Genomic DNA, 24,832 nt, shown 5'->3' on the forward strand with positions numbered 1-24,832 from the left:
ATCATATCGACTTCAATCAGGCATTTGGAATGGTAAGTTCCTGGCCTGGATGAATTACATCGGGATCTTTCAATATATGTTTGTTAGCATTGAATATTTTCATGTAACTACCGGCATTATTGTAGTAATGTTTGGCAATTTTACTCAGACTATCACCCGATTTTACGGTATGTTTTGCGTAAAAGTCGGTATAGGCTACTCCAATGTCGGCAATGATATCAGAAGGATTATCTCCACCAATTTCTTTAATCTTATCCCAAATCTGGTCTTTTTCGTATTGTGTTTGTGCAGTGCCCCAAACTTTTAATACACCGTCAACTTCCTGTACATCACCATGTTGGATGTTCAATTCCTGGCCCAGATCCAAGACTGCCCGATACTTATCCTGTAAACTCATATTATAAAAATTAATTGTGAATAATAGCTACAAATTTACAATTTTTAAGATTGGCATTTGTAATCATATCCTTAAATTTTTACTATAATTTATAAAAGGGGGTAATTAAATGGCAAATCAGGCAATTTCATATTAGACCTCATTAAATTCTCAGAGCCCGCTTGCACCACACTTACATGATTTACAGCAATTAGAAGGTAACTTCCAATTAATTAAGCTCTTCTGCCTCCATAGACTTCAGCGTACTGATTTCTGCGATAACCTGTATAAGTGCTTTATTGGACGAATAAATTTCCCGATAGACATTCAAGAAGTTTGATGATTCCATCTCTGAAATTTCATTATTAATCAGTTCATGAGTCAGACTTGAAATTCTTTCTTCATAACCGGATTTGTTTTGATTCAACATCAGGACCAAATCAGCCTCATTATTATGAAAAGCAGAATTTAAAAGCAAGTTGTATTTTTTGTAAAATTCCATTTCCATCGTTTTTATTTCATTGTAGTTACGCGAAACCACTGCATTTGCAGAAAATTCAAATTCCAATAAATTGTGGCGGATGTCTTTCATATTTTTTGCCGAGCGAAGGATCAAACGTGCGACGATTAATATTTTACCCAATTTCAAAATTTCTCTTTCGTTCATTTGGTCTCGTCTGATCTCTGACAGGAATTCATGTATTTCACCTTGCAGAAATTTTAGCTTGTTATACTTTTCTTCAAACCTCACCTGTTCACCGGATGCCATTTGCCTGAGATTCCCAACAAAACCATTGTCTGCATCATTTGTGATTCCCAAAGTGCTTTTATTTAGATCCAAAGTCAATTCAAGCAAGTGAAAAATTTCCTTTTGTGATGATTCCAGGGCTTGTGCAGGAAGAACAGAAAAACTATTGCCAATAAATTTTGCGATGTACTCCGATGGTCTGTCTTTTATAAATCTGACCAACAAATTTGAAAACAGTCCCAAAAGAGGATAAAATATAATTAAGGAAATCAGGTTGATGCCGGATTGAAAAATAACGAGTTGCGTCAGAGGATCCCGAACCAGTAATTTTCCTGAAATAAAATCAAGCATCGGAAAAAGAAATGAAGCGGCTATGATGATGGTGCAGAAATTAAGTATGAAATTCCCCCAGGCTAATCTTTTTTTATCGACAAGACCTGTTCTGGAGGCCAACAGGAATTTCAGAGAAGTTCCTAATTCAGATCCAACCACTGTTGCAGCAGCACTTTCCAAAGGCAAAATTTGGTTATACAGCGCACTTAATGCAACAGCCATAGTCAATGAACTGGATTGAACAATTCCAGTAAAAACGAAACCTATACCAATAAAAAAAAGATAATTCCATCGCGAAAATTCCGACAAGTAAATTTCGAGCGATTGGTTTGCAGAAGTTTTCAACCATTCCAGCGCAATAAACAACATGGCAATGCCAATCAATAAATTCGTGAACTGCGCGACGTTGGTCTTTTTCTTAAAAAAAAGCAAACCCAGCAGACTTAGTCCCAAGAGCGGAAAAGAAAAACTGCTGAAATTTATTTTAAAACCTATGGTTGCAATCAACCAGCTGGTCATGGTGGTCCCCAGATTACTGCCCAATGTTGCCGCCAAAGCAGCTTTTAATGGAATAAGTCCTGCGCCAACAAAAGATAAAACGAGCAATATGACGACCGAACTACTTTGTAGGACTGCAGTGATGGCCGTACTTGCAACAGTAATTTTAAACTTACTCTTGGCCTGCTTTTGCAAAAACCTCTTAAATGAACGGGCAGCCAGATGCTTTAAGGAGTCTTCGATCAAAGACATCGCATAAATAAAAATGGCCACACCGGCTGCGAACTGCCAGAAATCAAATCCTTTCATAAGTTGACGGGGGCTCCAATACAACAATTAAATTCACGATCATATCCTCTGCAATTTCTAAAAAAGTGTCAAGCTAATATCCATGCCATTCAGATAAGCTATGCTTTTTCCGTAAATTTAAGAGGGCTAGAATTTCAAAGCTTGTTAAAAATAAATTAAACATCTGATTATCAAAGAAATAAATATTAACTATTTTTTTTGAATGGATTTGTAAGTTTGTACCAATTTCTTACTTTTGTAGCTTGATACATGAGCTTTTTATATCAAATGTATTGAATTCAAATACCAAAAACACCGGTTTTTACGATTAAACTAAGAATTGAATCCATAAATCATGCAGTTACTCACCTTACTTTGGGCAGAAAAAGCCACAGATGCCGCAGCAGAAGCAGTTGCAAAGACCAGTATTGTCGATATCATTTTATCGAGCGGACCGATTGGTGTTGGGATCATTTCCATCCAATTGGTACTTTCCTTTGTAGCACTTTACATTTTTATTGAGCGTTTTCTGAGCTTTAAAGCTCTTGCCAAGGAAGATGAACGCGTCATGCAGAACCTGAGAGCGAACATTGGCAGTGGAAATATTCAAGTCATCCAAAGTATTTGTGCGGGCAGCGACACTCCACTCGCGCGAATGGTAGAAAAAGGATTGTCCAGATTGGGTCGCCCCATGCCTGAGATTGAAAATGCAATTGAAAACGTCGGTAGAGTTGAAACATTCCGCCTGGAAAAAAAGGTTACTTACCTTTCATTGATTGCAAGAATAGCTCCTATGTTTGGATTTCTTGGTACCATCATGGGGGTCATTAAAATCTTTTACGACATCTCTTTATCAGATAATTTATCTGTTGGTGTCATTTCCGGAGGTTTGTACCAAAAGATGCTGACATCTGCGGGTGGATTGTTGGTTGGTATCGTTGCATTTCTGGGATATTATTTTTTAACCATGATGCTCGATGAGTTGGTAAACAAGCTGGAGAGAAGAAGTATCGAGTTTATGGACATCCTGCACACACCCGTTAAATAAGCATTTTAAAAAAAGCATATGAACATTAGGGGAAGAAGAAGGGAAACCGCTGAGTTGAGTGTCGAATCGCTCAACGATATCATGTTTTTTCTTTTGTTATTTTTCTTGATCGTTTCCACTCTGGCAAATCCAAATGTGATCAAACTTTTGCTTCCTTCTTCCAAACAAAGTGAGCAAACCACCACAAAGCCCATTGCCATTTCTGTAACAAGCGATAAAAGGTATTACATCGAACAAAAGGAAGTACCCTACAATCAATTAGAAACAAGTCTTCGCAAGTATTTAAAAAATGTTCCGGACCTGACCTGTGTGATCAGGATGGATCAGGGTTTAACGGTCCAGGATCTGGTGGAAGTATTGCAAATCGGAGTTAACCTGAAAGTGAAGATGGTGCTTGCGACAGAAAATCCGGATTAAACACAGATTTCTGAAAGGTCTCCTCTTTTAACATCTTGAGAGATAAGGAGTATTGAACTGCTCTCGCCTTCCTTTGGAATATATTCTATTTAAGGTAATCCTCCCCCAAGGAAAATCATTTTAGCTTACATTTATAATCATCCTTCTATATTTATGCAAGAATACAATATATGAAGAATAAGCTCACCTTGATGGATGCCATACTGATCGTATCGGGCTCCATGATTGGCTCCGGAATTTTCAAAGTGAGTCCGGATATCGCCAGAACGGTCGGAGGTCCCGGGTGGTTGTTGTTGATCTGGGCATTGGCTGGGGTAATATCTATATTGGGTGCATTGAGTTTAGGTGAACTGGCAGGAATGTTCCCGAAAGCCGGAGGACCTTATGTATTCCTTAAAGAAGCTTTTAATCCGCTTACGGGATTTTTATATGGCTGGACAGTCTTCCTGGTTGTACAATGCGGAACCATCGCTGCTGTAGCGGTGGCATTCGCCAGTTATTTTGGGGAGCTGGTTCCGATATTTCACGAAGATCATATATTATTTAACCTCGGAAACTGGTCCATCAGATCTACCCAGGTTTTAGGAATTGCGGTAATCGCCCTGCTCACCTATCTGAACAGCAAGGGTCTCAATTATGGAAAGATCATCTTAAGAATTTTTACGTTTGCCAAATTGTTTTCATTATTCGGCCTGATTGCTCTTGGAATTTTTGTTTTTGGCAATTGGGAAATCTGGCAAGCTAATCTCGACCATTTCTGGAATCTCAGTCCGAGTTATAGTCTGGATGCTTCCGGACAATACATTCTCAAAGAACTTTCCGGTACTGTTTTGTTATCAGCTATAGGTGTAGCCCTGGTGGGTTCTTTATTTTCCTGCGATGCATGGAACAACGTAACTTTTATTGCAGGGGAAATGGAAAATCCCGAAAAAAACATACCAAAGAGTTTATTTTTCGGCGTCCTGATCGTGGTTTCACTTTATATCCTCGCCAATGTCTCCTATTTATTTTTATTGCCATTTTATGGAAGTCCAGATGGTACTGATACCTTGACAAAGGGAATTCAATTTGCCAATGACAACAGAATAGGTACTGCTGCAGCATTCATGATGTTCGGACAAGTTGCTACAGTCATCATGGCTTTTCTGATCATGATTTCCACTTTCGGATGTAATAATGGAATCATTTTCGCAAGTGCGCGCGTATATCAGGCCATGGCGCAGGATGGATTGTTTTTCAAAAACATGAAAGAAAATAACACTCATGGCGTTCCGGGCAATGCACTGTGGATCCAGTTTGTCTGGGCTTCCCTTCTTTGTTTATCCGGCAAATACGGCGATTTACTGGATTATGTGATGTTTGCAGTCATGTTTTTTGCAATCATAACCATTGCAGGATTATTTGTACTTCGGGTAAAAAGACCGGATGCCCACAGACCCTACAAAGCATTTGGTTATCCTGTTGTCCCCGCTTTATACATACTGTTGGCAGGTTTGTTTTGCGTAAACCTGCTCTTCCAAAAACCTCAATATTCATTTCCGGGACTTTTGATCGTTGCATTGGGAATCCCCGTTTATTATTTTTGGAAAAGAAGGAAGACAGAAGAGGGAAAGATGAAGATAATGGATAATGATTAATGGATAATGCATAATGGTTATGCCTTAAGCCTTAGGCCTTACGCCTTCAGCCTTAAGCCTTACGCCTTACGCCTTTAAGCTAAGAAACTGGATTCCATTGCATGAATTGGGTTAATACATCATAGGAAATGCATTATTGTTAATGGTTGTTTGCTTTTATGGATTAGTTATTATCTATTCGTGTTTAGTGATTTTGACGTTTCGACGTTTTGACGTTTTGACGTTTCGACGTTTCGACGTTTCGAAGTTTCGAAGTTTCGAAGTTTCGATTATAAACTAAATGAAAGATCTGCGGATATCTGCGTAATCCCCGCCTGACCGAATAAGTTTTCCATTATTTTAAAACAAAATATCAGTCGGGCAGGAGCGGGAAAAATGGAAGAGTTTTTCGACATTTCGACATTTCGATACTTCGGGATTTTGAAGTTTCGAAGTTTTGGCTCTTGGTCTTTCAGATCGTAGGAACTCATGGTTATTGCGGGTATTTTCTATATTAATTTGTAAAAACAAGTATGATAAAATTGCCTCCAGAGGCACGATTAGAAGCTTGTATTGAATAGAAAATATGAGCCAAAAGGAGCCAGTTTAATTGGTGCATCCCCTTTAAAATGTTGAGCGAAAATGCACCCTTGATTCTCTTTTAGCCATAATTTTCTTATAATTCCATTCCATTGAATTATATTTAAGTCATTTAATTAAATAACATCAACCTTTGTTTTGCTATGAAACTACTGAATGAAATTATTTCCAAGAAGTTAAGAAATTATTTATTTCCAATCATTTTGAGTCTTGGAAGTGGCAATCATTTTTTCGCCCAATGTATTCCTCCCATGTCTGAAATTTGTGATACAGCTCACGTGTTATGTTCTTTGGATCAGTTAAACGGTTACACGTGCGCTAACTCCAGTACGACACCAAACCCCTGCAGCCCACTTTGTTCGCAAGGGGGTGTTGGACATAATACCAGCTGGTGGGCTTTTGTTACCCAGGGAGGGAATATAACCTTGAGTTTATCCATTGGAGGATGTGTCACTTCTCAAGGTCTGCAATTTGGTATATGGGAAGATTGCTCCTGTGGCACAGAGATTTTATGCAGGTCCATACCGTGTGTACCGCCCGGTGCTGAAGAACGCTTCACCGTGAATCTTCAAGCTTGTAAAATGTATTACTTATGGGTTGATGGCTGTTCCGGAGATGTTTGTGATTTTACATTGAGTACTCAGGGTGGAGGAATTCCACAAATGAATGATCTTAAAAAAATCAATAATATAGATAGTGAAAAAATCTCTGTTTGCGAGGGAGCATGTGATGTCTCATTTTTTGTACCTGTTGACTCCAATGGTTGTGAACCCTATTTCATTTGGGAATTGGGAACAAAAGAGGTTGGACGTCAAAAACGTTCCATTAAACTGAGTTTTCCAGATACCGGAGTTTTTAAGCTATGCGCAACGGCTGTCATTGGAAATCCAAGCACTGGATCAATTTGCTCCCAGCCTTCCAAGAAATGTATAGAAATTACTGTAAATCCTAAATCCGGAGTGATTAGCGGACCTGCCAGACAAATTTGTTATTATGACCTGCCTTATGCTTGGGGAAATACTGTCGTCACCGCCAACGGTGAGTACAAGAGCCAATTTATAGACTCCACCAACTGTTGTATTTTCGATTCCTTGTTAACGTTCGTGGTCATCGATGACGGAATTCCACCTTGTATCCGAAAACCATACATCAAGGGCAAGGTCTTTTTAGATCAGAACAACAACAGAACCTATGATACCCTTGAGGATATTTTATCAAACCGTTTAATCCTCAATTCTCCATCTCAAACTATCAGTTTTTCTAACAAATTGGGCTATACACTTTTTCTGGATTCAGGACAGCTGAATTCCATTACTGCTCCGCTGCCTTTGCCAAAATTTTATGACCAGTTTCCCGATAATTATTTAGTAAAGCCGCTGAATGGCTTTGGACAAGTTCCGGGCAATTTTGATTTTGCAGTTGTAAACACAGACTCCATAGACCTGGAAGTCCATTTAGCTTGCAGTCAAGCGAGAAGAGGTTTTGGTCAATATCCAGTTTACATTAGCATTAAAAACCTCGGTGGCTCAGATGCAATAGGATTTAAACTCGAATTGGCTTTTCCTTCCAATTGGGTATTCGAATCCAGCACTCGACTCACTCCAACGCAGATACAGGGCAATAAAATCTTTTTTGAATACATGGATAAATTATCTCCCAATGCGGATTTGCAATTTATTTGTTACTTCACCGTACCTCAAACAACAAACATTGGGACTCCTTACGAATTTCTAGTTGAAGTCTCAAACCCGGAAGATTTATATAAAGAAGATAACATTTCAAAATGTGGCGGTCGGGTTACCGGCTCTTATGATCCAAACGACAAAGCCGTTAATAAAACTTTTGTTGAAGACACATTAACTCCATATAAAGAACTTATTTATACCATACGATTTCAAAACACAGGCAACGACACGGCATTTACAGTATTCATTCGTGATACCTTAGACCCATTGCTGGATGCACGCTCGATTCGTTTATTGCAATCCAGTCATACTTGCCAATTGACCGGTGATCAGTTGGGGATTTATGAATTAATTTTTAATGACATTTTATTACCAGACAGCACGACAGACAATTTAGGATCTCAGGGTTTTGCCCAATTTTCAGTAACTACAACACCAAGCTTTTATTCAGGAAAAATAATAAAAAATTCTGCTTCCATTTATTTTGATAACAATGAGCCCGTTCATACAAATGTTGTAACAACGGAGTACCTCATCGTCAGTAACAAGGACTTTCATCAAGGTGGTATTGATTTCGAAGTTTATCCAAATCCTTTTGGCGAAGAACTGATTGTAAAATTTAACGAATTACGAGATGCTGATCAATTCATTTTAGAAGTTACAGATCCAAGAGGGTCATCTTTAGTTCAATATAAAGTCAGTGAGGGTGTTGTGTTAAAATTAGATACACAATCATGGTCTTCCGGAATTTATCATTTGCTTTTAAAAACTACTCAACAGCGTGTTGTTTCGTCTAAAGAAGTTTTGAAGTATTGATAGATGAGGATGTTTCGACTTTTTGACTTTTCGGGATTTTGTCTTTTTGACTTTTTGACGTTTTGACGTTTCGACGTTTCGACGTTTCGTAGTTTCGTAGTTTCGTAGTTTCGTAGTTTCGAAGTTTCGAAGTTTCGAAGTTTCGATTATAAACTAAATGAAAAGATCTGCGGATATCTGCGTAATCCCCGCCTGACCGAATAAGTTTTCCATTATTTTAAAACAAAATATCAGTCGGGCAGGAGCGGGAAAAATGGAAGAGTTTTTCGACATTTCGACATTTCGAAATTTCGGGATTTTGACTTTTTGACTTTTTGAAGTTTCGATTTTAAACTAAATGAAAAGATCTGCGGATATCTGCGTAATCCCCGCCTGACCGAATAAGTTTTCCATTATTTTAAAACAAAATATCAGTCGGGCAGGAGCGGGAAAAATGGAAGAGTTTTTCGACATTTCGAAATTTCGACATTTCGACATTTCGATACTTCGGGATTTTGTCTTTTCGACTAGTAGAAGTTTTGATTATAAACTAAATGAAAGATCTGCGGAAATCTGCGTAATCCCCGCCTGACCGAATAAGTTTTCCATTATTTTAAAACAAAATATCAGTCGGGCAGGAGCGGGAAAAATGGAAGAGTTTTTCGACTTTTCGTTCCGATAAAATAAAGAGATTTATTTCTTCTCTGAGAAGCTATTTTATCTGGACGATTTATTGAGTTACCCTATACACTTTGCTCTTTACTAATTAATCATTGCCCCACACTCTATAATGAATTCTCCTCCATCTATGCTGCATTAATTAAAGGCGCAAGGTTAAAGGCGGAAGTTGAATTCCATATCGGTATTATTTATCAAAAATATAATTTACCAATAAACATTCATTCTTCATTCTCTATTCTTTATCATCCATTCTGCACCTTACTGTGTTTGATTCCGTAAAAGAAATAAATGGAAATTCCGAGAACCATCCAAACGATCAGACGCAACCAGGTATCCATGGGAAGTCCCAACATTTGGGCAAAACAGATCAAAGCTCCAAGAATAGGTACTGCCGGTACCCAGGGGGTTTTGAATGGCCTTGGCAGATCTGGCTTATTTTTACGCAATACAATGATTCCGATACATACAATGACAAAGGCAAACAAAGTTCCTATTGAAACCAATTCGCCAAGTATATTAATAGGCAAAATACCTGCAAAAAATGCCGCAACAACACCAGTTAGTATGGTAGTAACGTGAGGGGTTTTATACTTGGAATGAACTTTTGCGAAAACGGGAGGAAGCAGTCCATCCTTTGCCATGGAGAAAAAGATACGAGGCTGCCCCATCAACATCACCAGAATCACTGAACTTAATCCGGCAATGGCTCCTATTTTTATTGGAAATCTCAACCACTCTAAAGATTCGCCGGTCTTGTCGATAGCGAGAGCAATTGGAGCGGGTACATTCAATTCCTTGTAATTCACAATTCCCGTCATCACCAATGCAACTAAAATATACAGGATCGTACAAACAACCAACGAACCCAGAATACCAATCGGCATATCCTTTTGAGGGTTTTTGGCTTCCTGTGCCAATGTCGACACTGCATCAAATCCAATGTAGGCAAAAAAGATCACACCCGCAGCAGTAACAATACCAAACCAACCGTAGTGTCCTCTCCCATCTACGTCAATGATGCGTTCAGGAATAAACGGCACCCAGTTTTCGGATTGAATGTAATTGAATCCAAAAATGATAAATAATATAATGACTGCCAGTTTTATCAATACGATGATGTTATTGAAATTTGCAGATTCTTTGATCCCGATAACCAGCAAAACAGTCAATAAACCTATAATGAATACGGCAGGAAAATTGAATAGGGCTGTCGCTGATTCAAGACTTGCCGGATCTATCGATGCTGCTGCAAGTTTATCGGAGACACTTGAGTTTAGGGTCTGCCACCCTTCATTGGGGATATTGACCAACTTAGTTCCGGTGGATGCTATCAACTCCGGCGGTAAATACACGCCAAAATCTTTCAGGATACTCACAAAATATCCGGACCATCCAACTGCAACTGTGGAAGCCCCAAACAAATATTCGAGGATCAGATCCCACCCTATGATCCATGCGATGAATTCACCTAAAGTAGAATAAGAATATGCATAGGCACTTCCGGAAATAGGGATCATCGAAGCATACTCGGCATAACACAAGCCTGCAAAAGCACAGCCGATGCCAGATAATATAAAAGCAAGAACCAAAGCCGGCCCGGCATGTTCGGCAGCAGCAGTACCGGTCAGGACAAAAATACCAGTCCCAATTATAGCCCCGATACCCAGACTGACCAGGTTTGTCGCACTTAAGGTCCGTTTTAATCCTTTGCTCGAATCAGCAGCTTCTGCATGAAGATGATCGAAAGGTTTAACTTTAAAGAGATTTTTCATTTGTTATTGAATAAGCAGCGAATATAAGAGAAATTCCATTTGGAAATAGTTTACAATTATTTTAGCCCTTTCCGCTAAAAACATATGAAGTTCCTTCATTTTATTCAAATTCAGACTAAAATCCATGTCTTTCCGTTTTAAGCAAAGATTTTATTACTTTGCATTCCATGAAGAACATTATCAGCAAATTACTAATCCTGCTGCCCTTCCTTTGCTTTGGCCAAAAAGAAAACAAGGCTTTGGTTGAAAACTACCAGAAGTTGGCTCCCGATGAAGCAGTCCGGGCCATCCTCATCGACAAGAAAAATTATAAATGGCTGGGAACCGACCGGGGTTTGTACCGAATGATTTCAATGGAACTCGATGCGGAATTGATGAGTTCTGATTCTGTTGCAGCTATTACCGAAGATAAAAAGGAATTGGTTTGGTATGGGAACCGCAACCAGCAATTGATAACCGAAGATAAAAATCAGACTATTGAACTTGCGATCAAAGGAGCTCAAATAAAATGTATGGCCTATTATAAGGGGGATATTTGGGTAGGTACGGACAAAGGTCTATTCCGGGTGTCGGACGATCAGGGCAGAATTTTAAACCATTATACCAGTAAAAACTCCAAACTAAATAAAGAAGGTATCAATTCGCTTTATGTCGATCCTAAAAACAGATTTTGGGTAGGAACTGATGGAGGCATTATCAAAATCGAAGATAAAGATTGGGATATTTATGAGAAAAGTTCAAAATTCAATGGAGCCATATCTTCGACTGAAGGAACCTGGTTATTGGCAGAAGACCGGATGTGGTTGGTTTATGAAGAAGATGGCCGCGAACGCTGGCAGGATGCTGCTGTAAAAAGAGGCCTCAGCAAGGGCCCTGTAAGAGCGCTCGCTTCCGATAGCAAAGGAAGAATTTACGTAGCTTCAGAGCTGTTGGTTCAATTTGATCCGTATACAGACCATACGCTCTTACTGGATGAAGACTATGGTTTTGTTTCTTCGCAAACCCTGTCACTGGCTTGTGATAAAAATGACGACTTATGGGTGGGTACCGCTGACCGCGGACTCTTCAGAATAGACATTCTCGATGGCGAAGAACAAGCTTTCAGTGTCATTGCATACAGTAAAGGTGAATTAAAATGTGCCGGAGATAAAACAGCATCCGTCATTGCCATTGCTAAAGGAGGTAAAACACCCTATAGCTACCTGTGGTCTGATGGAGTTACAAAGCTGAGCAGCAGAGACAGTCTGGGTGCAGGCACCTATGTGGTAACCGTAACGGATGCCGAGGCAGAAGACTATGTTGCCACAATAAAAATAAAAGAACCCGATCCGATTCAGGTCACGGTCGTTTCCAAATCTCCGGTCTCAGCAGTCAACCGAAAAGATGGAAAAGCAACCATTGAAATTCATGGCGGCACGGGTATCTACAGAACCTTGTGGTCGAATGGACGCTCGGGTCTGAGCAACAGCAACCTTGCCGCTGGGAAACAGGGAATCCGCATTATGGATCAGAATAATTGCATACTCAATTACAACATCATTATCGATCAACCTAAGGTCATTGCCGATCTGGACCGCAAAAAAATTACTGTAGGTCAGACTCTGCAAATAAATCAATTGTTTTTTGATGCCGACTCCGCAGTCATTAACGATCGTTCGTTTGCGGTTCTTAACGAAATTTATGACTTCCTGGTGAACAATAAGGATGTTGTTATCGAAATTGGCGGACATACGAATTCCATTCCACCACACGAATATTGTGACCGGCTTAGCACTTCACGCGCTAAAAACGTTGCCGATTTTTTGATTCAGAAAGGTATTTCTGCATCGCAGGTTCAACATAAAGGATATGGAAAAAGAGTTCCCATCGCAAGCAATGACACTGCAGCAGGCAGGCTTAAAAATCAGCGGGTAGAACTTAAAATAATTGCTATGAATTAATTTTTGTTGAAGAACTAACAGTCGTAAGTTCCTCCAGAGATTTGACAGGTATCAATCCGAGTTCTTTACCCTTTTCAAACATCAATTGTAATGCGGCATATCTTTCGTTCGGGATCACTCCTTCCAGAATAGATTCCCGAATACAAGTTTTGATAATCCCTACTTCCTTACCTGGTTTAATGGCAAATATTTCCATAATATCTGTACCATCTACCGGTGGTTGCCAGTTTCTGATTCGGTCTCTTTCTTCCAGTTCAAAAAGTTTCTCACGAACGATCAGGTAATTGTTGAGATAACGATTGACCTTGGTGATATTTTTTGAAGTAATATCCGCCTCACACAACATCAGGAGATCTTCGAGATCTTCTCCTGCGTCAAACAGCAATCTTCTCAATGCAGAATCGGTAATTTCTTCTTTGGTGAGTGCAATGGGCCGCAGGTGTAAACGAACCATTTTTTGAACATATTTTAACTTGTGATCCAGGGGTAATCGCAAGCCTTTAAATATTCTGGGGACCATTGCAGCTCCTAAGGCATCATGTCCGTGAAAGGTCCATCCTATGCCTTTTTCAAATCTTTTCGTTTGAGGTTTGGCGATATCGTGCAACAGCGCTGCCCATCGAAGCATGAGCTGATCCGACTTTTTTGCCAAATTATCGACGACTTCAAGAGTATGGTAAAAATTATCCTTGTGTCCCTTTCCTTCGTGGTATTCTACGCCCGCAAGCAATACCAGTTCCGGGAGAATTTTTTCCAGCAATCCGGTTTTAAAAAGCAGATCGAGTCCTACAGAAGGTTTTGGACACAATAATATTTTATCGAATTCAGCAGTGATTCTTTCTTTGGAAACAATTTTAATTCGGTCGCTACTGGTTTGTATGCCGGTTAAGGTCTCGGGATCTATTTGATAATTTAATTGTGTTGCAAAACGAATGGCCCGCATCATTCTCAAGGGATCATCAGAAAAAGTCGATTCCGGGTTGCCCGGCGTTTTAATTCGTTTTAGTTTGATATCTCCCAATCCATTGAAAGGATCGATCAGTTCGCCATAATTATTAGCATTGAGGCTAATCGAAATAGCATTGATCGTAAAATCTCTTCGAAGCTGATCATCTTCAAGAGTACCGGAAAAAATTACCGGTTTACGGGAATCGTGTTTATAGGATTCTTTGCGTGCCCCCACAAACTCGATATGTAAATCTTTGTGTTGAAAAGCGGCTGTGCCAAACCTGCTGTAAAAATTCACACTGGGCCTGGGCTTCAATTCATCTGCGACCAACTCAGCGAGCCTGATGGCATCTCCAATACAAACGATATCGATATCTTCAGAAGCCCGACCAATTATTTTATCGCGGATGTACCCACCTATGGCATATACTTCAATGCCATGACGTTGCGCAACAGAAGAGATAATAGAAAGTATTTTCTTTTCTGAAGGATTTAAATCAAATAATAAGGATTGTTCCATGTTCATCCTGCCAATTGCATTTCACAGGAATAATGGACCTGCATTTCTTCCAGAATATCTATAATTTCATTTTTATACATTGAACTTACCAGCCTGGTTCTAAATTCTTTTACACCCGGAAATCCTCTGAAATAATTGGTATAATGTCTTCGCATTTCTAAAATCCCAAGTTTTTCTCCTTTCCATTTTATTGAATGCAGAAGATGCTGTTGTACGGCATCCAGGCGTTCTTCCAAAGTAGGAGGACCTAATAGCTCACCGGTTTTTAAAAAATGTTTGATTTCCCTGAAAATCCACGGATACCCAATGCTGGCCCTGCCGATCATAAGACCATCGACTCCATATCTGTTTTTGTAAAGCAAAGCTTTTTCCGGACTATCGATATCGCCATTTCCGAAAACAGGTATGTGAATTCTGGGATTTTCTTTGACTTTGGCGATCCAGGTCCAGTCGGCATCTCCCTTATACATTTGCGACCGCGTTCGCGCATGAATAGTCAGTGCTTTTATACCTACATCCTGAAGCCTCTCTGCGACTTCTTCAATAAAAATGGTTTTATCATCCCAACCCAGGCGCGTTTTTACGGTGACGGGCAGCGATGTCGAATTGACAACAGCTTTGGTAAGTTCTACCATTTTGGGAACATCTCTGAGTATACCGGCACCAGCCATTTTACAAACAACTTTTTGAACCGGGCAGCCATAATTGATGTCGATCAGCTCGGGTTTAGCCTGTTCCACAATTTCTGTGGCCCGCATCATGGAATCGTATTCCGCACCAAAAATCTGAACCCCTACCGGCCTCTCTTCCGGATATATATCTAATTTCTGGACTGATTTAGCAGCATCTCTGATCAAGCCTTCTACGGAAATGAATTCCGTGAACATCAAATCGCAACCTTGCTGTTTGCATAACATGCGAAAAGGAGGATCGCTTACATCTTCCATAGGTGCCAACACCACCGGAAAATCCGGCAGGGCTATATTCCCAATATACAAAGGCTCCTGCATCGCCCGCAAAGTTAATAAATGCCTTGTTATATGGCTTTAGGGATGAGTAATATAGAATTAAATTGTTGTATATCAATATCTTATATAATTATTTTAATAAAACGAGAAATGGTTGCATTCAAAAATTTTGAGTACTTTTCCACCTTTAAAATTTTATATGATTACACTGATCACTGCCATCTTTATTATCGGTTATTTGTGCATCATTTTCGAGCACCAGCTAAAAATTGATAAAGCGGTTTCTGCTATGCTTACAGGAGTTGCGTGCTGGGTCGTCATTGCACTCAACCACGATCACGTCCAATCACCAGATTATTTAATGGAGCAAATGTCTCATGTATTAGGAGAGATTGCAGCCATATTATTTTTTCTTTTAGGAGCCATGACCATCGTAGAACTCATTGATCTTCACGATGGTTTCAGTGTGGTCAGCAAATGGATTCAGGCCAGAAAAAAAATGAGTTTGCTGATCCTGATCTCAGCCATATCATTTTTCTTCTCTGCGGTGCTTGATAACCTGACCACTACTATTGTAATGATTTCTCTGATCAGAAAAATAATTCATCACAACGAAGACCGTTTATGGTTTGTCAGTTTTGTTGTTGTTGCTGCGAATGCAGGTGGAGCCTGGTCTCCTATTGGAGATGTAACTACGACGATGTTGTGGATTGGTCACAAAGTCACCTCAATTGAACTTGTAAAGCAACTCCTTATTCCTTCGTTAATTTGCATTTGCATTCCATTGATGATTGTTTCCAGAAATACAAGATTTTGGGGATCTTATAAAGATGAAATTGAAATGCCGAGTGTATTCCATCCTTCAGCTTCGTTTTATCTGATAACCGGAGTTATACTACTCATTTTTGTCCCTGTTTTTAAAACCATCACGCATTTGCCCCCTTTCATGGGTATGATGGGTGCTTTATCAATTTTCTGGCTGATATCCGAGATTGATCATCCCTATAAATTTCCGGAAACCAAAGAAAGCCCGAGACCAACCGTTAGAAATGCGCTCTCCAGAATTGAAATTCCAAGCATCTTGTTCTTTTTTGGGATCCTGCTCGCAATAGCTGCATTGCAACACATCGGGCAATTAATAATCCTTGGCAACGCTCTCGACAGGCATATCAGCGATCCTGCATTGATTGCTTTTGTATTGGGCTTACTGTCCGCTGTTATCGACAACGTTCCATTAGTTGCCGGTGCCATGGGCATGTATTCTTATCCGGTGGACCATAATTTCTGGCATGAGGTCGCATTTGCGGCCGGCACCGGAGGCAGTGTGCTTATCATTGGATCCGCTGCGGGAGTGGCCGCCATGGGGCTTGAAAAAATCACTTATCCCTGGTATTTGAAAAGGATCAGCGTCTTAGCGTTTCTGGGTTATGTAGCCGGGTGGTTGTATATTTATTTTTTCGATTGAATTCTATTGCAATGATCCACATAAAATTGAAAATGCCTTACGTTTTAAGTTTCCTCTTTGCAATACTAACATTTGTTAGTGTTGGGCAAATCCCTTTTTCTGAAAAACACATCAAAGGGATGGAATGGAGACATATCGGGCCATTCAGAGGCGGGCGCTCATGTGCCATAACCGGTTTGCCAAACAAACCCGAAACTTTCTACATGGGAACCACCGGAGGTGGTGTATGGAAAACTACGGATGCAGGAAAACACTGGGAAAATATTTCAGATGGATTTTTTGGCGGAAGCATCGGAGCTGTAGAAGTATCGCAAGCTGATCCCAATATCATCTGGGTGGGAGAAGGCGAACAAACCATTCGTGGTAATGTGAGTCCGGGAAGAGGGATCTGGAAATCTGAGGATGCCGGCAAGACCTGGAAAAAAATGGGACTGGACCAAACCAGGCATATGGTCCGCATCAGATGCCACCCCACAAATCCCGAAATTCTGATGGTGGCTGCACTCGGCAATGTATTCAAGTCACATCCGGATCGCGGAATTTATAAATCAAACGACGGTGGTAAATCCTGGAAAAAAGTTTTACATGTCAATGACAGTACAGGTGCAGCAGAACTGACCTACGATCCATCCAATCCGAGAATTGTATATGCGACGACCTGGAACATGAGACGATCCGCTTATCAGATGAGCAGTGGCGGACCCGGATCTGCATTGTGGATGAGCACCGATGGAGGAGACCACTGGAAAAATATTTCCGAAAGCAAAGGTTTACCATCGGGCACCTGGGGAATCAGTACCGTTGCAGTAGCCCCTTCCAACAACGATATTGTGTACGCTATGATCGAAAATGAAAATGGTGGATTGTTTCGATCGAACGATGGTGGTAAAACCTGGAAGCTCGTAAATTCAGAAAGAAAAATCAGACAACGAGCCTGGTACTTTTCCCGGATTTGTGTACACCCCAGAAATCAGGATGAAGTTTATGCGCTGAATGTTTCCCTGCACAAATCAACTGATGGCGGAAAAACATTCACCACCGTAAATACACAACATGGCGACCATCACGATATGTGGTTTAATCCCGATCAACCAAATTATATTGCCGTAGCCAATGACGGCGGAGGACAAATCAGCGATGACGGAGGCAGGCATTGGTCAACGCAAAACAATCAGCCGACTGCTCAATTTTACAGAGTCACCACCGACAACCACCACCCCTTCCGCATTTATGTTGCGCAACAAGACAACAGCACCATTCGTATCTATCACCGTACAGAAGGATATTCCATCGGGTCAAATGATTGGGAACCCACAGCAGGTGGCGAGTCAGGACATATAGCCATCGATCCCTTGAATCCGGAAATTGTTTATGGCGGAAGTTATGGAGGTTACCTAAACAGATACGACCATCAACGAAACATTAGCAGAAGCATCAACGTGTGGCCAGACAATCCACTTGGACATGGTGCAGTAAATTTAAAATACCGCTTTCAATGGAATTTTCCGCTTTTTTTTAGTCCGCACAATCCCAAACGTTTGTATGCAGCATCCAACCACTTGCACATCACAGAAGATGAAGGACACAGTTGGCAAACCACAAGTCCGGATCTGACGCGCAACGACACCAGTAAGATGCAGGCGTCAGGCGGGCCCATCACAAAAGACAATACTTCTGTGGAGTATTATTGCACCATTTTTGCAGCAGCCGAATCGCCCCGGGTGAAAGACCTCTTATGGGTAGGAAGCGATGATGGATGGGTGCATTACAGTCCGAATGGTGGAAGAGAATGGATAAATGTTACACCCAAAGATTTGCCTCCGTGGACCATGATCAACTCCATTGAACCCGATCCTCATTCAGACGGAGGATGTTATCTGGCTGCAACGGGATATAAGTCGGGTGATTTCAAACCTTATTTATTCAAAACTTCCGACTACGGCAAAACCTGGCAAAAAATAAATACCGGAATCCCATCGGAGCATTTTACAAGGGTATTGCGGGCGGATCCTGTTAAACAGGGATTGTTGTATGCAGGGACTGAATATGGAATTTATTTTTCACAGGACGATGGAAAAAACTGGCATTCGCTTCAACTCAACTTACCCATCGTGCCCATTACCGACTTGCATATTAAAGATGATTTTCTCATTGCGTCCACGCAAGGCAGGAGTCTTTGGCTAATCGACGATCTTGGACCTCTTCGGCAGTACTCTTCGCGTTTTACAACAGCCCGACCGGTTTTATATCATCCCAAATCCGTTTTGCGCACCGATGGTGGATCCTCCACTTCAAAATTTTCCGGTACCAATCATGCAAATGGCGCTGTGGTTTATTTTTACATCGACAGTTTATTTGTTCAAGACAGTTTTGCTTTTGTTTGTATAGGACCAAACAAAGATACTATTGGCCGCTGGTCAAATAAAACCGGAGATGGGTCTTTCGAAAAAATAGAACTTAAATCGGGAAGTAACCGACTTGAATTTCAACTTCGTGGAAAACCGGCCAAAAGTTTCGATGGCATGGTACTTTGGTGGGCTGGCTTACAAGCCCCAAAACCCAGAACCGGCAGTTACAAATTATATGTTACCGGCCCGGAATATTCAGACAGCACATCGTTCCAGGTCGTGCTGAATAAAAAATATCCAACTACGGAGGCTGAAATTGAAAAACAATATGAATTTATTGATGCTATAAAATCGACCATTGACCGTTCGCACAAGGCTCTCATTGAAATTCGCGATCTTAAGAAACAATTGAATGATTTTTGCTCCAAGTTGGATAAAAATGAAAAAACGGATAGTTTGTTCCTGATCAAAGATGCAATCGACAGTGTACTCACTAAAATTGAAAATGAATTGTACCAGACGAAAAGTAAGAGCAATCAGGATCCGATCAACTACCCCATCAAACTGACCAATAAACTGGCACATTTAATTGCTTTATACGAGCACGGAAATTTTCCGCCGACCTTACAAGCCGAAGCTTACCGGAATGAAGTAACAAAGCTCATCGATGATCAATTACAAAGGTTTGTGCAGGTCAAATCCGAACATCTGAAATATTTTAACCACAAAATCAGATCTTTGGAGCTCGACTTTATTAAACCGGCGATTGTTAAATAAGCTGCAAACTTTTTGATCTCAATCCATAAAAATTGAAAAAAGAAAAAAAGGCCAAAGATTTTCTTCCTACGCCCGAATATCCGGGAGGAAATAAAGCGATGGCAAATTTTATTGGTCAAAATCTCAAGTATCCCAAAAATGCATTTGATCAAAAAATCGAAGGCACGGTAATCATCAAAGGCGAAATCAATTTTGAGGGCAAGGTCATTCAAACCAAAGTGCTCTCTTCACTGCACAGCGAATGCGATGCAGAAGCTCAGCGCGTTGTTTCCTTACTTCAATTTCAGGTGGAGAAAATCAGGAATGCCAAGGTGATTTATTATAAGACTTTTCATATTCATTTCAAATTACCTGCCACACCACCTCCCATGCAAGTTAATTATGTCGTTACACCAAAGGAGTCAGAAAAATTAATTCAGTATACGGTGGTTATTGGGAAGGGGGTTGAAAAGGCTGAAGGGTAAAATTGGAAAGACGTTTACGCTAAATTTCGAAGTTTCGACTTTTCGATTACTTCGATGTCTAATAGTTTACGTTTTTAGAAATAGTGTTGAATAGAAAATGATTTCTCGTGCTTAACCGCAATGAACGCAATGTTTTTCGCAAAGAGCCTGGAAAGATTCTATTTATATAGAAAAGTAAATTTCATAATAGGGATCAGAAGCGGATCGGAAACTCTCAGCGCTCTCTGCGCCTTCTCATCTTCCTCCGCGGTTAAAAAAATGTACATTTTCATAAAAGAGAGTTGAATAGAAAATGACGTCTCGAGTTTAACCGCAAAGGCCGCAATGATTTTCGCAAAGAGCACGGAGAGTTTCAATAAACGAAAAGTGCAATTTTCATAGAAGGGACAAAAAGCTACCCGAAAAATTCTTAGCGCCCTTCGCGCCTTCTCTTCTTCCTCCGCGGTTAAAAAAATGTACATTTTCTTAAAAGTGAATTGTGGAAAAAATGATGTCTCGTTATGAACCGCAAAGGCCGCAATGTTTTTCGCAAAGAGCACGGAGAGTTTCAATAAACGAAAAGTGCAATTTTCATAGAAGGGACAAAAAGCTAACCGAAAAATTCTTAGCGCCCTTCGCGCCTTCTCATCTTCCTCCGCGGTTAAAAAAATGTACATTTTCATAAAAGTGAATTGTGGAGAAAATGATGTCTCGTTATTAACCGCAAAGGCCGCAATGTTTTTACCGAAGAGCACGGAGAGTTTCAATAAACGAAAAGTGCAATTTTCATAGAAGGGACAAAAAGCTAACCGAAAAATTCCTAGCGCCCTTCGCGCCTTCTCTTCTTCCTTTGCGGTTTAAAATTGTACATTTTCATAAATGAGAGTTGTATAGAAAATGATGTCTCTTATTAACCGCTGAGATTGCAATGTTTTTACCGAAGATTGCAAAGGGTTTCTTTTAACAGAACAATCAATTTTAATAAATGAAGTTAGAATAGCAACGAAATTTTTCTCTTTACTTTGGTTTTGTACTCATTGCTTTAAGCTTTTTGCTCTTTTCTGTTTTGAAAATACCGTACCGGCAAATAATAAATAATAAAAAAGATCAACATCACCAATTGACCGGTAAGCAGATACCAGGGCCATGGCCCGAGATAATCCAATAGCGTGGCAGCTTCTGGTTTTCGCATGGTGAAAAAATAATTTCCACCTGTAAACCAGTTGATGATCAGAGAAAAAACCAGATAAACATTTGCCCCGATGATGGCATTACCAATATCGCGAACCTCAATTCTCCATTTGAGAACAATGAGCCCGTAAACAATCAAAGTGATCAATCCGCAATGGATCCACCAATACCGAAAATATACGAAATGCGGAAAAGGTTCTCTTAAATCAGGTGTGATCACGGCTTGCAACGTACCAACAAGTACCCAGAAATACAGAATTCCAAAAAACCATTTGATCTGAAAATACAAAGCGACAGGAAACAGAACAGCTAAGATGTTGCATAAATGAAAGGGAAGATCTTCTTTGATATCGAATCTGCCCATAGCCATCCGAATCAGCATCCAGGTTAGTACTGCAAATGCCAGGCTTGCCGAAAACCAAAAAGCCGATCTGTGTTTTTCAGCTACAGATTTCTTCTGAGCCCAATTGATCCATTGATATGTACCAAAGATCCAAAGGATCATTGGAATCCAATGCTCGATTGAAAAACGTTCAAATCCACTAACTTGTCCGAGAAATTGCTCCCAAGATGGATCCATGGTGCAATTTAATTATTCCTGAGCATCCTCAAGTAAGTCGGGTCTTTTTTGTTTTGTCCTTTGTAACGCTTGTTCGAAATTCCACTCATCGATTTTGGCCTGATGTCCGCTTAATAATACTTCCGGCACATCGAGTCCTTTGAAACTCGACGGGCGGGTATAGACCGGTGGAGCCAAAAGATTGTCCTGAAAAGAATCTGTCAAGGCAGATGTTTCATCATTGAGTACGCCCGGCAACAATCTGCCGACAGCATCCACCAAAACACAAGCTGCCAGTTCTCCTCCCGATAGTACATAATCTCCGATGGAAATTTCCCTGGTGACCCAATGATCCCTGAATCTTTGATCGACTCCTTTGTAATGTCCGCAAATGATCAGAAGATTTTCCTTCAGACTGAGTTGATTGGCTGTTTTCTGATCGAATGTTTCGCCGTCGGGAGTGAGGTAAATTATTTCATCAAAGCTTCGCTGTTGCTTTAATATCTCAACACAGTTGACCAGGGGTTCTATCATCAGGACCATACCCGCAGCACCCCCATAAGGGTAATCGTCTATCTGGCGATAAGCCCCCAATCCAAACGATCGTAAGTCTATGCATTCTATCGTGAGCAAACCGCGTTCCTGAGCACGTTGAATGATGGAGTGACCCAAGGGACTACTCATCAATTCCGGGATGACACTTACTATGGTAAAATGCATAGACCCCGTTTTTCAGACATTGAACTTATTCTTCAATAGCCAACAACTCAACTTCGAAAATCAGCGTTGAATAAGGTTTTATATCTGCTCCCGCACCTCTTTCGCCGTAAGCAAGGTGATATGGAATGAATAATCTCCATTTTGAACCTACGGGCATTAACTGCAAAGCTTCTGTCCAGCCTTTGATCACTCCGTTTAATGGAAATGAAATGGGTTCGCCTCTTTCCACGCTGCTGTCAAAAACTTTTCCGTTGATCAATGTACCGTGATAATGAGTTTTCACCTTGGATGTAGCTGATGGTTTTGCTCCATCGCCCATTTTAATAACCTGGTATTGCAAACCACTGGGAAGAGAAACAACACCTTCCTTTTTAGAATTCTCTTTCAGGAATTGCTCTCCTTCCGCTTTAGCAGCATGACTTGCTTTTGCTGATAATTCACCCATGGCCTTTGAATAAATTTGTGTGGCCTCATCTTTGGACAACTTTGTTGGTTTACCATTCATAGCTGCATCAAATGCTTCTGCGAGATCTGCTGCATTTATTTTATCCAACCCCTGTTGTTTCAAACTACTACCAAACAACACCCCAATACTGTAACTCAATGTATCCATCTTCATTTCTTTTTGCTGTGCATTTCCCACATAGAAAAACAAAGCTGTTAATGTAATTGTACTAAAAATTTTTTTCATTGTATGATTTTTGAAACTTATTTATTTTTCATTTCTGCATAATATTTGTGGAAATAAGGTATGGTCTCTATTCCCTTATAATAATTCTGCAGACCATAATGCTCGTTCGGCGAGTGGATGTTATCCGAATCCAATCCGAATCCCATGAGTACTGTTTTTAATCCCAACACTTTCTCAAAAAGTGCTACAATTGGAATGCTGCCACCACCTCTGGTCGGTATCGGTTTCTTGCCAAAAGTCGTTTCAATGGCTTTGGCTGCTGCTTTGTAGGCTTCACTATCGGTTGGAGTCACGACAGGCTCCCCGCCATGCAATTCGGTCACTTTTACCTTCACTCCAGGTGGAGCAATCCGCTCGAAGTGCTTCGTAAATTGTTTTGCAATTTTTTTAGAATTCTGATTGGGAACCAAACGCATGGAAATTTTTGCATACGCTTTCGAGGGAAGGACGGTTTTTGCTCCTTCACCTGTATATCCTCCCCAGATGCCGTTCAATTCCAAGGTAGGCCTAACGCCTGTTCGTTCGAGAGTGGTATAACCGGTTTCTCCCCATACTTCATCGATATCGAGATCTTTTTTGTATTCTTCTTCGCTGAATGGTGCTTTATTTAATGCCTTTCTTTCTTCATCAGTAAGTTCAATGACGTCTCTGTAAAATCCTCTGACTTTAATTTTATTATTTTTATCGTGGAGCGATGCGATCATTCTGCAAAGTATGGTAATTGGATTGGGTACGGCTCCACCATACACTCCCGAATGCAAATCCCTGTTTGGGCCGGTTACTTCAACCTCCATATAGGCCAGTCCGCGCAATCCGGATTCAATGGAAGGTGTGTCCATCGAAATCATGGACGTATCGCTCACCAACACAATGTCTGCTTTTAATTTTTCTTTATTGGCCTTCAGAAATTTTCCCAGGTTGGCAGATCCAACTTCTTCTTCGCCTTCGATCATGAATTTCAGATTGCAGGGAAGCGAATTGGTTTTAACCATACATTCCAAAGCTTTGATGTGCATAAATACCTGACCTTTATCGTCACAGGCTCCGCGGGCATAAATTTTACCATCCTTTACTACAGGGTCAAACGGTCCGCTGGTCCATAAGTTGAGTGGATCCGGTGGTTGTACGTCGTAATGGCCATAAGTGAGCACTGTAGGCAATTTCGGATCGACGATCCGTTCTCCATAAACAACCGGATGCCCTTTGGTTTTACAAATTTCGGCGTGGGTGCAGCCAGCGTCCAATAAAGCTTGTTTTACAGCTTCTGCACAGCGGTAAGTATCTGCATTGTGATTGGAGTCTGCGCTTACAGATGGGATTCTGAGCAAATCGAGCAGTTCGTCCAGAAACCTTTGTTTATTTGAATCCAGGTATTGAGTTGCATTCATAAGTATCGATTTTTTGA

Annotated in this window: 18 protein-coding genes; 8 read left to right on the forward strand and 10 right to left on the reverse strand. The window is 40.6% G+C overall.

All coding sequences use genetic code 11. From position 1 onward, the window contains the following. Nucleotides 1-16 precede the first annotated feature (16 nt). Entirely contained in the window at nucleotides 17-397 is a 381-nt protein-coding gene (locus IPM34_10150) for a LysM peptidoglycan-binding domain-containing protein (protein MBK8955902.1), read from the reverse strand. A 208-nt stretch (nucleotides 398-605) separates the two neighbouring features. Further along, nucleotides 606-2,264, reverse strand: coding sequence for a Na/Pi cotransporter family protein (locus IPM34_10155; protein MBK8955903.1), 1,659 nt, complete (start codon nucleotides 2,262-2,264; stop codon nucleotides 606-608). 334 nt (nucleotides 2,265-2,598) lie between these two features. On the opposite strand from IPM34_10155, the gene IPM34_10160 reads away from it, so the two are divergent. The 4 genes from IPM34_10160 to IPM34_10175 all read left to right on the forward strand — a co-directional run bounded on the left by IPM34_10160 (nucleotide 2,599) and on the right by IPM34_10175 (nucleotide 8,425). Further along, complete coding sequence (locus tag IPM34_10160) at nucleotides 2,599-3,291, forward strand: MotA/TolQ/ExbB proton channel family protein (protein ID MBK8955904.1); 693 nt, start codon at nucleotides 2,599-2,601, stop codon at nucleotides 3,289-3,291. An 18-nt stretch (nucleotides 3,292-3,309) separates the two neighbouring features. Beyond that, complete coding sequence (locus IPM34_10165) at nucleotides 3,310-3,708, forward strand: biopolymer transporter ExbD (GenBank protein MBK8955905.1); 399 nt, start codon at nucleotides 3,310-3,312, stop codon at nucleotides 3,706-3,708. 170 nt (nucleotides 3,709-3,878) lie between these two features. Further along, nucleotides 3,879-5,345 carry an amino acid permease gene (locus tag IPM34_10170; protein ID MBK8955906.1) on the forward strand — a complete coding sequence of 489 codons (1,467 nt, stop codon included), beginning with the start codon at nucleotides 3,879-3,881 and terminating at the stop codon, nucleotides 5,343-5,345. 722 nt (nucleotides 5,346-6,067) lie between these two features. Then, nucleotides 6,068-8,425 (forward strand): T9SS type A sorting domain-containing protein, encoded by a 2,358-nt coding sequence (locus tag IPM34_10175; protein ID MBK8955907.1) that lies wholly within the window; start codon nucleotides 6,068-6,070, stop codon nucleotides 8,423-8,425. Between the two features lie 902 nt (nucleotides 8,426-9,327). On the opposite strand, the gene IPM34_10180 is transcribed toward IPM34_10175, so the two are convergent. Next, a complete protein-coding gene (locus IPM34_10180) occupies nucleotides 9,328-10,857 on the reverse strand; it encodes an amino acid permease (GenBank protein MBK8955908.1) in 1,530 nt (509 codons plus the stop codon). Nucleotides 10,858-11,024: 167 nt separating this feature from the next. Between IPM34_10180 and IPM34_10185 the strand changes: the two genes are divergently transcribed. Continuing rightward, complete coding sequence (locus tag IPM34_10185) at nucleotides 11,025-12,797, forward strand: OmpA family protein (GenBank protein MBK8955909.1); 1,773 nt, start codon at nucleotides 11,025-11,027, stop codon at nucleotides 12,795-12,797. Here the strand turns inward: IPM34_10185 and IPM34_10190 are convergent. Together IPM34_10190 and dusB are read right to left on the reverse strand one after the other, a co-directional pair. After that, complete coding sequence (locus tag IPM34_10190) at nucleotides 12,787-14,265, reverse strand: HD domain-containing protein (GenBank protein ID MBK8955910.1); 1,479 nt, start codon at nucleotides 14,263-14,265, stop codon at nucleotides 12,787-12,789. The two genes, IPM34_10185 and IPM34_10190, sit on opposite strands and share 11 nt — an antisense overlap. Nucleotides 14,266-14,267: 2 nt before the next feature. Further along, complete coding sequence (dusB, locus tag IPM34_10195; protein MBK8955911.1) at nucleotides 14,268-15,275, reverse strand: tRNA dihydrouridine synthase DusB; 1,008 nt, start codon at nucleotides 15,273-15,275, stop codon at nucleotides 14,268-14,270. A 157-nt stretch (nucleotides 15,276-15,432) separates the two neighbouring features. On the opposite strand from dusB, the gene nhaD reads away from it, so the two are divergent. The 3 genes from nhaD (at nucleotide 15,433) to IPM34_10210 (ending at nucleotide 20,287) form a co-directional block, all read left to right on the forward strand. Beyond that, the gene (gene nhaD / locus IPM34_10200; GenBank protein ID MBK8955912.1) at nucleotides 15,433-16,698 is read left to right on the forward strand and encodes a sodium:proton antiporter NhaD; all 1,266 of its coding nucleotides are present in this window, start codon (nucleotides 15,433-15,435) and stop codon (nucleotides 16,696-16,698) included. 62 nt (nucleotides 16,699-16,760) lie between these two features. Then, nucleotides 16,761-19,823 carry a glycosyl hydrolase gene (locus IPM34_10205; protein ID MBK8955913.1) on the forward strand — a complete coding sequence of 1,021 codons (3,063 nt, stop codon included), beginning with the start codon at nucleotides 16,761-16,763 and terminating at the stop codon, nucleotides 19,821-19,823. 32 nt (nucleotides 19,824-19,855) lie between these two features. Beyond that, entirely contained in the window at nucleotides 19,856-20,287 is a 432-nt protein-coding gene (locus IPM34_10210) for a TonB family protein (GenBank protein MBK8955914.1), read from the forward strand. 158 nt (nucleotides 20,288-20,445) lie between these two features. Here IPM34_10210 and IPM34_10215 read toward each other — a convergent pair whose 3' ends face one another. From IPM34_10215 to IPM34_10235, 5 genes are all read right to left on the reverse strand, one after another. After that, the gene (locus IPM34_10215) at nucleotides 20,446-21,033 is read right to left on the reverse strand and encodes a hypothetical protein (protein MBK8955915.1); all 588 of its coding nucleotides are present in this window, start codon (nucleotides 21,031-21,033) and stop codon (nucleotides 20,446-20,448) included. 275 nt (nucleotides 21,034-21,308) lie between these two features. After that, complete coding sequence (locus IPM34_10220) at nucleotides 21,309-22,037, reverse strand: TIGR02206 family membrane protein (GenBank protein MBK8955916.1); 729 nt, start codon at nucleotides 22,035-22,037, stop codon at nucleotides 21,309-21,311. 12 nt (nucleotides 22,038-22,049) lie between these two features. Then, nucleotides 22,050-22,736: a tRNA (guanosine(37)-N1)-methyltransferase TrmD gene (gene trmD, locus IPM34_10225; protein ID MBK8955917.1), complete on the reverse strand. Its 687-nt coding sequence runs from the start codon at nucleotides 22,734-22,736 to the stop codon at nucleotides 22,050-22,052. A 25-nt stretch (nucleotides 22,737-22,761) separates the two neighbouring features. Further along, nucleotides 22,762-23,349: an FKBP-type peptidyl-prolyl cis-trans isomerase gene (locus IPM34_10230; GenBank protein ID MBK8955918.1), complete on the reverse strand. Its 588-nt coding sequence runs from the start codon at nucleotides 23,347-23,349 to the stop codon at nucleotides 22,762-22,764. Nucleotides 23,350-23,444: 95 nt separating this feature from the next. Further along, complete coding sequence (locus IPM34_10235; GenBank protein MBK8955919.1) at nucleotides 23,445-24,815, reverse strand: dipeptidase; 1,371 nt, start codon at nucleotides 24,813-24,815, stop codon at nucleotides 23,445-23,447. Between the last annotated feature and the right edge of the window lie 17 nt (nucleotides 24,816-24,832).

This window comes from Saprospiraceae bacterium (assembly GCA_016716185.1).
Classification (GTDB): Bacteria; Bacteroidota; Bacteroidia; order Chitinophagales; family Saprospiraceae; genus Vicinibacter.

Bases quoted from the DNA above. Each gene is read 5' to 3' on its own strand.
- IPM34_10150 (MBK8955902.1), bottom strand. From the start codon at position 397: ATGAGTTTACAGGATAAGTATCGGGCAGTCTTGGATCTGGGCCAGGAA.
- IPM34_10155 (MBK8955903.1), bottom strand. From the start codon at position 2,264: ATGAAAGGATTTGATTTCTGGCAGTTCGCAGCCGGTGTGGCCATTTTT.
- IPM34_10160 (MBK8955904.1), top strand. From the start codon at position 2,599: ATGCAGTTACTCACCTTACTTTGGGCAGAAAAAGCCACAGATGCCGCA.
- IPM34_10165 (MBK8955905.1), top strand. From the start codon at position 3,310: ATGAACATTAGGGGAAGAAGAAGGGAAACCGCTGAGTTGAGTGTCGAA.
- IPM34_10170 (MBK8955906.1), top strand. From the start codon at position 3,879: ATGAAGAATAAGCTCACCTTGATGGATGCCATACTGATCGTATCGGGC.
- IPM34_10175 (MBK8955907.1), top strand. From the start codon at position 6,068: ATGAAACTACTGAATGAAATTATTTCCAAGAAGTTAAGAAATTATTTA.
- IPM34_10180 (MBK8955908.1), bottom strand. From the start codon at position 10,857: ATGAAAAATCTCTTTAAAGTTAAACCTTTCGATCATCTTCATGCAGAA.
- IPM34_10185 (MBK8955909.1), top strand. From the start codon at position 11,025: ATGAAGAACATTATCAGCAAATTACTAATCCTGCTGCCCTTCCTTTGC.
- IPM34_10190 (MBK8955910.1), bottom strand. From the start codon at position 14,265: ATGGAACAATCCTTATTATTTGATTTAAATCCTTCAGAAAAGAAAATA.
- dusB (MBK8955911.1), bottom strand. From the start codon at position 15,275: ATGCAGGAGCCTTTGTATATTGGGAATATAGCCCTGCCGGATTTTCCG.
- nhaD (MBK8955912.1), top strand. From the start codon at position 15,433: ATGATTACACTGATCACTGCCATCTTTATTATCGGTTATTTGTGCATC.
- IPM34_10220 (MBK8955916.1), bottom strand. From the start codon at position 22,037: ATGGATCCATCTTGGGAGCAATTTCTCGGACAAGTTAGTGGATTTGAA.
- trmD (MBK8955917.1), bottom strand. From the start codon at position 22,736: ATGCATTTTACCATAGTAAGTGTCATCCCGGAATTGATGAGTAGTCCC.
- IPM34_10230 (MBK8955918.1), bottom strand. From the start codon at position 23,349: ATGGATACATTGAGTTACAGTATTGGGGTGTTGTTTGGTAGTAGTTTG.
- IPM34_10235 (MBK8955919.1), bottom strand. From the start codon at position 24,815: ATGAATGCAACTCAATACCTGGATTCAAATAAACAAAGGTTTCTGGAC.